This is a genomic window from Xanthobacter autotrophicus (genome assembly GCF_030015065.1).
Taxonomy (GTDB): domain Bacteria; phylum Pseudomonadota; class Alphaproteobacteria; order Rhizobiales; family Xanthobacteraceae; genus Xanthobacter; species Xanthobacter autotrophicus_D.
On record NZ_JAIVFN010000183.1, the window covers coordinates 1 to 5,762 of the forward strand.

Here is a 5,762-nt window from a genome sequence, read left to right on the forward strand (position 1 = left end):
CACATTGGGCCGCGGCGCCGCCAAGAAGGCCAAGGAGGCGGCGCCGCGGCCCAATGTGCGCCTCCGTCGACAGCGGGCGGCGGCCGCGGCCACCGGGTTCGTGACCCTCGTGCTGATCGCCTTGAGCCTCTCCCATCTCGCCCACGGCATCGGTCTCCTCACCGGAGCCGACTGGCTGGAGCGCGGGGCCATGGCGGTGGGCATCGACCTCGGCTTCGTGGCATTGGAGATGAGCCAGCTTTGCGCGGCCACCGAGGCGGTCCGCCGGAGCGTCGCCCGGTACGCGCTGCCGGCGATCGTAGGGACGCTGGCGGTGAGCGCCGGCCTGAACGCGCTGGCCTTCGCCTCGCAGGCGCCCTTGTGGAGCTTGCAGATGTACGCGGCGGCCGCCCTCGGGCTGGCGGTGCCGGCCATGATCTATGCTTTGAGCCGTATCACTTTCGCGCTGGCGACCCAGGGCGCCCGGGCATGAACCAGATGGGGCGCCCCTCGCGGGCGCCCCTGACCATACGGAGGAACGAATGTCAGACCGCCTGATCGCCCGCGTGGGCCGCGCGCTCTTTGGCGAGACCTGGATGGGCCCGCTCTCGCGTGAGACCGACATCCGCAAGGGAACCATCGACGACTGGGACAAGGGCCGGGCCGAGCCCGGGGTGGGGGTCTACGAGCACCTTCTGGAGATGGCCGAGGCGCGGCTGGCGCTCCTGGAGCAGGTGGTGACGGACCTGCGAGAGACGATCGCGCGGCGCCGCGCATGAGCATTCAGTTTTGTTGAAGAGGAGGAGCAGATGCAGGAACCAGTTTACACGTTGGCCCTCAAGGGCGGGGATTTGGTGGACTATTTTGCCTCGCCCTTGAAGACCCTGGAGGACCCGGCCTGGGTTTCCCTCGCCGACATCATGAAGGTCGCCTACGGCCACCGCGGCGCGGGCTTCGACGAGCGGCGGGGCGTCGACGCGCGGGTCTCGCGCGTCATCGACACACCCTCGGGCAAGGTCCGGATCGTGACGCAGTTCTACGCCCTAAAGATGCTCGGGATCGCGGCCGACGCGGGCTTCACGGACACGAACTTGATCTCGACGATCACTTTGGGCTTCGGTCACGCATCGACCCTGGCTTACCCAGACAGGCCGCGTTTCGACGTCCTGAAGATGATGATGCAGAACCAACTTGAGGGAATTGAGCGCTTTCATGATTATGTGAGCGATTGAACGATCCTTGGCAGGGTAAAAGAAGAAGGGGCCGGCGGGATGACCGCCGGCCCCTTCTCTTTTGTCCCGATGATCCCGGGAAGCCCTGCTTCAGGCGTAAGCGGTGTCATCGAAGGCCCCGCGATGCGAGCCCCCCACGAAGCGCCCGAGCCGGCGCGATACTTCGCGGGCGATCGCCTCAGGGTCGCCGGTCTGGGCGTGGATCGTGATCGGGGCGTTCACCGTGACGGTGCGGCCGCCGATCTTGTGGTTCGGCGTGATCCCGCCCGAGCGGCCGGGCGTGAAAATCTCAGGCCCGCGCTCACCCACGAGGTAGGTCCGGCCGCCGATCACCGGGCCGCCGGACGCGCGCGCGCCATCGACCGCCGGGGCCCCGTAATGGGCGCCGGCCGGCTTGCCCCGGCCGCTCGGCGCCGGCCCGCCGCCGGCATCGCCCCCGCCCCCGAAGGGATTGAGGCTCGCGAGCGCGCTGCCAATGTCCATGATCGCCTTGTAGGCGGACCGGGCCGTGTCGACGATGGTCTGGATGCCATCGGCGACAGTCTTGACGCCGCCGGCCACATACTTCCCGATCGTCTCGCCCCAAGAGCGCCATTCCTCCTTGCTGGCGTTGAGCGGGCCGAGCATGCCAGCGACGGCGTCGTAGAGCCGCTTCGCTGCGTTCGCGACAGGCTCGATGATGGCGCGCGCTGGCCCGAGCCCCTTCATGAAGCCGTCGCCGACGCCGATGAACAGCTCCTGGATGCCCTTCCAGTTGTTGGCAATCCACAGGCCCGCCATCGCGAGGCCTACCGCGATGGCACCGACGCCCGTGCTGATGACGGCAACGCGGATCGCGACCAGGGCGGCGCGCACCAGCCGGAGCGGGTTCAGGAGGCCGAGCAGCGAGGCGCCCAGGGTCCGCAGGGCCGCGCCGTTTCCGGCGATGGCCGCGACGGCGGCGAACCCCACCATGGCGCTCCTCAGGCCCCCGAACGCCGCGGCAACTGTGCGGACCACGGGGGCGATGAGCACCGCCTTCCCGACCGCGCCCAGGCCCCGCGCTGCGCCCACCGCGAGGCTTGCAATGGAGAGCAGGCCCCCCTTCATCAACAGGAAGGAATAGCCCGCCGCGATGGCCGCGACGCGGGTCGCGATCAGACCGGAGGCCACCATGACGATGGTCCGGGCCAGCGTGGGGTTCTTCTCGGCGAACTTCTCCACGAACCCGAACACGCGGCCCAGCGCATCGAGCAGGTCCGTGAAGGCCGGCAGCAGGGACGAGCCGATCGTGATGTTGAGGTTCTCCAGCGCGGCCTTGAAGCGCGCGGTCGCACTTGCGGCCGTCTTGGTGCGCCGCTCAAAGGCTTCCTCGACGAGGCCGGACGCCTTCAGGGCGTCGGCACGCAGGCGCCGATACTCGGCCATGTCATTCATAATTGCGATGAGGCCGAGCTGGGCCTGCCGGTCCTCGAAGAGGTCGCTGATCTTTGCTCCCTTCTTCAGGGCCTTCTGGGTCTCGGTCGCCAGGGTCTCGATGGGCGAGACCCCTTTCTTCAATCCCTCGTCGACCGACTTAGAGATGTCGATCCCGAACTTCTTGAAGTTCTTGCGGGTCGTGGGGCTCTGGATTTTCTGAAGGACGTTGAGCAGGTTGTTCGCCGCCTCCGCGGCGTCACCCGCGCCCTTGCGGGCGACCTGGAGGGCCGCGGCGAGGTCCGCCATGCCTTCGCGCCCGGCCATCCCGAGGGCATGTGCCATGGAGGTGAGCGACGGGAAATGCTGGGCCATGTCGCGGAATTCAAATCCTCCGGCCGCCGCGGTCGAGGCCAGGGCGTCGAAGGTGCGCATCATCTCGCTGAGAGGGACCTTCATGTTCTGGAAGGCCGCATGGGCGGTCTTGGCCATGTCCTCCGTGGAGGAGCGGTAAGCCACCGCGGCCTTGGCGGCCATGGGCGCGAGCGCGGCCGCGGCCTTGATGTTCTCCGCATCCGTCTCCCCGCCCAGGCCCATGCCCAGGAGGAAGTCCATCCCCTTGCCCATCTCCATGGTGGAGACGTTGGTGTCGCGCGCGAGCTTGCGGATGGTCTTGCCGAGGCCGGCCAGAGCGCCACCAGAGAGGTTGGTCTTCTGCCCGATGTCTTCCATGAGGGTTTGGAATTCGACCGCTGCTTCGATGGGCGCGGACAACGCTTTCTTGAGCGCGTAACCGCCGGCCACAGCGTCGGCGAGCTGGCCTCGCATCCCCGCCATGGCAGCTTTGTTGGCCGCCATGGCAGCGTCGATGCGACCTTGGAGCTGCCGCATCGAGTTGCCCACAGCCCGGGAGGGTGCGGTGACCTGATCGACGAGGCGAACGATCAGACTGGAAACGTGGTCTGCCATTTTAGGATTCCTCGTTCGCCGCGCCTCAGCGGGCTGCCCTGAGACGGGCAGCCTGCTTCTCGGCCAGGGCCTTCAGGGAATTGCGCTTGGGCTGCTTCGGTCCCGCCTCCATGGGCGGCAGAGGCGCCGCGGTGGAGACCGCCGTGGCGTCGTCACGCTCGGCGGCCGTGTTGAGCACCGCCGCGCGCAGCGCCTCAGGGGAGGTGCCGCGCTCGACGGCTTGGGCGGCGTCGATGTTGACGCCCATCCGCGCAGCAATCGCGGCGATGGAGGTGATCTCGGCTGCGCGCGCTCGCTCGGCCGCGGCGCCCACCTGAGTGGCCTTCCCGGCCGCCACGAGGTCCGCGATGGTCTGCACCGGGGCCTCGCCCTCTTCTGTGTCGTCGGCCTCGGACGCGCGGGTGCTGGAAATGTGGTTGGACGTCATGACGATCTCCGTTTCACTCAATGGAGGAAGCCGCCTCGCGCCTCGGCGCCAGACATGTGGTCCTGGAGCGCTGCGAGGCGCTCCAGGGCGATCTTCATGAGGTCGGGCATAGGCAGCGCCGCCTCGTCCACGGTGATCCTCACGCCGCGCTGGGCGAGGTAATCGAGGAGCTGTGCGCGATCCAGCGGCCGGTGGTCGGCGGTGGCCATGTTGGCGTCGTAGGTGTGGTTCTGGTTCATGATGGGTTCTTTCAGATCAACTGGAACGCCAGCCGCGTGCCGCGCGGGGCGACGATGTGATGGGTTTGGTTGGCGCGGAGATAGCGCCGGGGGCCGATCTCGATGTCGGGCTCCTTGGCGATGACGACCCAGGCCGCGCGGGCGAAGCAGTGCACGGTGAAGACCGACGACAACCTTGGAACATCATTTTCAAGAGGCGAAGAGTTTGTCGTGACGCCATCGTCGTCATCAAAGCCTTCGCTCCAGAAGAGCTGCTCATGGATGTGCGTCGAATAAGAACTCTGCGCCCTGTCTGCGAACAGGCCGCACTCGATAACGATGTTCATCTTGATGTCTCCTTGTCCGCCGCGCTCACTCGGCCGCCTGGGCGGGCGGCTCGATCACCAGTTCATGCTCGACCTCGATCTCCGGCGGCTCAGGAGGCGCGGCGCGGTAAGCGCGCCGCAAAGCCTCGTGCTCCTTGATATTTTTGAGGATGGTGTCGGCGGTGTTCCAGGGCGCGGCAGTCCAGTAATTCGGCTCGCCTCCGATGAGGCCAGGGAGATCGAGGGCGCTCAGCTTCTCGGCAAGCTCGACGTAGCGCTCCCTCTCCCAGCGGCGCTCGATGAAGGTGTGCCCGTCGAACCGGCCGCCGCTCTTATCGATGCCGCGGCCGTTTCCTTGATCGGTGATGTTGCTCTGAGCGCAAGGAATCTTGGTGCCGCGGTGGCACCAGAGGCGGACCTTCTTCTCCGAGATCAACTTGCGCGGCGTACCCGGCCGGGCACGGGCGACCAACTCGACCGCCTCCAAGCGTTCAGCGCCGGCCGGCAAGTTGGCATTTGCGGCCCCAATGGCGAGATCGGCCTCAGCGGAGGCGCAGATGAGGTCGACGAGGCCGCCAGCGAGCTGGGGGTACTTTTCGCGGATCAGCGCCGCGACCTCATCGCGCTTGGCGATGGCGGCATCATAGGCGGCGATACGGGCAGCTTCCGCCGCCGCCTCGCGCTCCTGAGCGAGGCGGGACTGGATGGCGAGGAGCGCCGCCTGGGCGTCCTCCAGGTCGTCGCGCGCCGTCTGGAGCGAGGCTCGATGAGCGGTCCGAGCGTCATCGCCGCCGAGCACGGCCTCGACGCGGCCGGCTTCGAGGTCGGCGAGCTTCGCCTTAGCGGCGTCGAGCGCCGCCTGTGCGTCGACCTCGGCTTTTTCGAGCGCCAGGAGCCCGGGCGCGGGCTTTTTCATCAGGCGGCCGATGGTGTCAAAGATGGACATGGACTTGTCTCCGATTGATTTCAGTTCGTGTTGCTGTTGATGGTGTCAGTTGGGAGCCTGACACCCCTGCGAGTTGCTGGATATTTCGGTCTCAACCAAGCAAAGCGAAGAAATCATGTGAGCAGAAACGCTCAAAAAGCACGCTGCCGCCGCAGCGCGGTGGCCCGCACGCCCAGAAAGTACCTTGGCCCCCTGGGGGGATGACTTGGTCGTGCGAGGCTGTCACTTCGAGGGCGCGGGCCGCGCGGACAGGGGGAGCCATGCCGGGGG

8 protein-coding genes are annotated in these 5,762 nt (G+C 67.3%); 3 read left to right on the forward strand and 5 right to left on the reverse strand.

The annotated features are described in order from the left end of the window. From K9U40_RS21670 to K9U40_RS21680, 3 genes are all read left to right on the forward strand, one after another. Positions 1-472, forward strand: a 472-nt coding sequence (locus K9U40_RS21670; protein ID WP_282892189.1) for a hypothetical protein, incomplete at its 5' end; no start/stop codon positions are given. A 49-nt stretch (positions 473-521) separates the two neighbouring features. After that, positions 522-758, forward strand: coding sequence for a hypothetical protein (locus K9U40_RS21675; protein WP_282892190.1), 237 nt, complete (start codon positions 522-524; stop codon positions 756-758). Between the two features lie 30 nt (positions 759-788). Next, on the forward strand, positions 789-1,211 hold the full coding sequence (locus tag K9U40_RS21680; protein ID WP_282892191.1) for a hypothetical protein: 423 nt from the start codon (positions 789-791) through the stop codon (positions 1,209-1,211). 90 nt (positions 1,212-1,301) lie between these two features. Here K9U40_RS21680 and K9U40_RS21685 read toward each other — a convergent pair whose 3' ends face one another. From K9U40_RS21685 to K9U40_RS21705, 5 genes are read right to left on the reverse strand one after another with little or no spacing between them, the layout of a single operon-like run. Beyond that, positions 1,302-3,575, reverse strand: coding sequence for a phage tail tape measure protein (locus K9U40_RS21685; RefSeq protein ID WP_282892192.1), 2,274 nt, complete (start codon positions 3,573-3,575; stop codon positions 1,302-1,304). Between the two features lie 25 nt (positions 3,576-3,600). Continuing rightward, the gene (locus K9U40_RS21690; protein ID WP_282892193.1) at positions 3,601-4,002 is read right to left on the reverse strand and encodes a hypothetical protein; all 402 of its coding nucleotides are present in this window, start codon (positions 4,000-4,002) and stop codon (positions 3,601-3,603) included. 17 nt (positions 4,003-4,019) lie between these two features. Next, entirely contained in the window at positions 4,020-4,241 is a 222-nt protein-coding gene (locus K9U40_RS21695) for a hypothetical protein (protein WP_282892194.1), read from the reverse strand. 11 nt (positions 4,242-4,252) lie between these two features. Beyond that, positions 4,253-4,567 (reverse strand): hypothetical protein, encoded by a 315-nt coding sequence (locus tag K9U40_RS21700; protein WP_282892195.1) that lies wholly within the window; start codon positions 4,565-4,567, stop codon positions 4,253-4,255. 25 nt (positions 4,568-4,592) lie between these two features. Next, a complete protein-coding gene (locus tag K9U40_RS21705) occupies positions 4,593-5,492 on the reverse strand; it encodes a hypothetical protein (RefSeq protein WP_282892196.1) in 900 nt (299 codons plus the stop codon). Positions 5,493-5,762 lie beyond the last annotated feature (270 nt).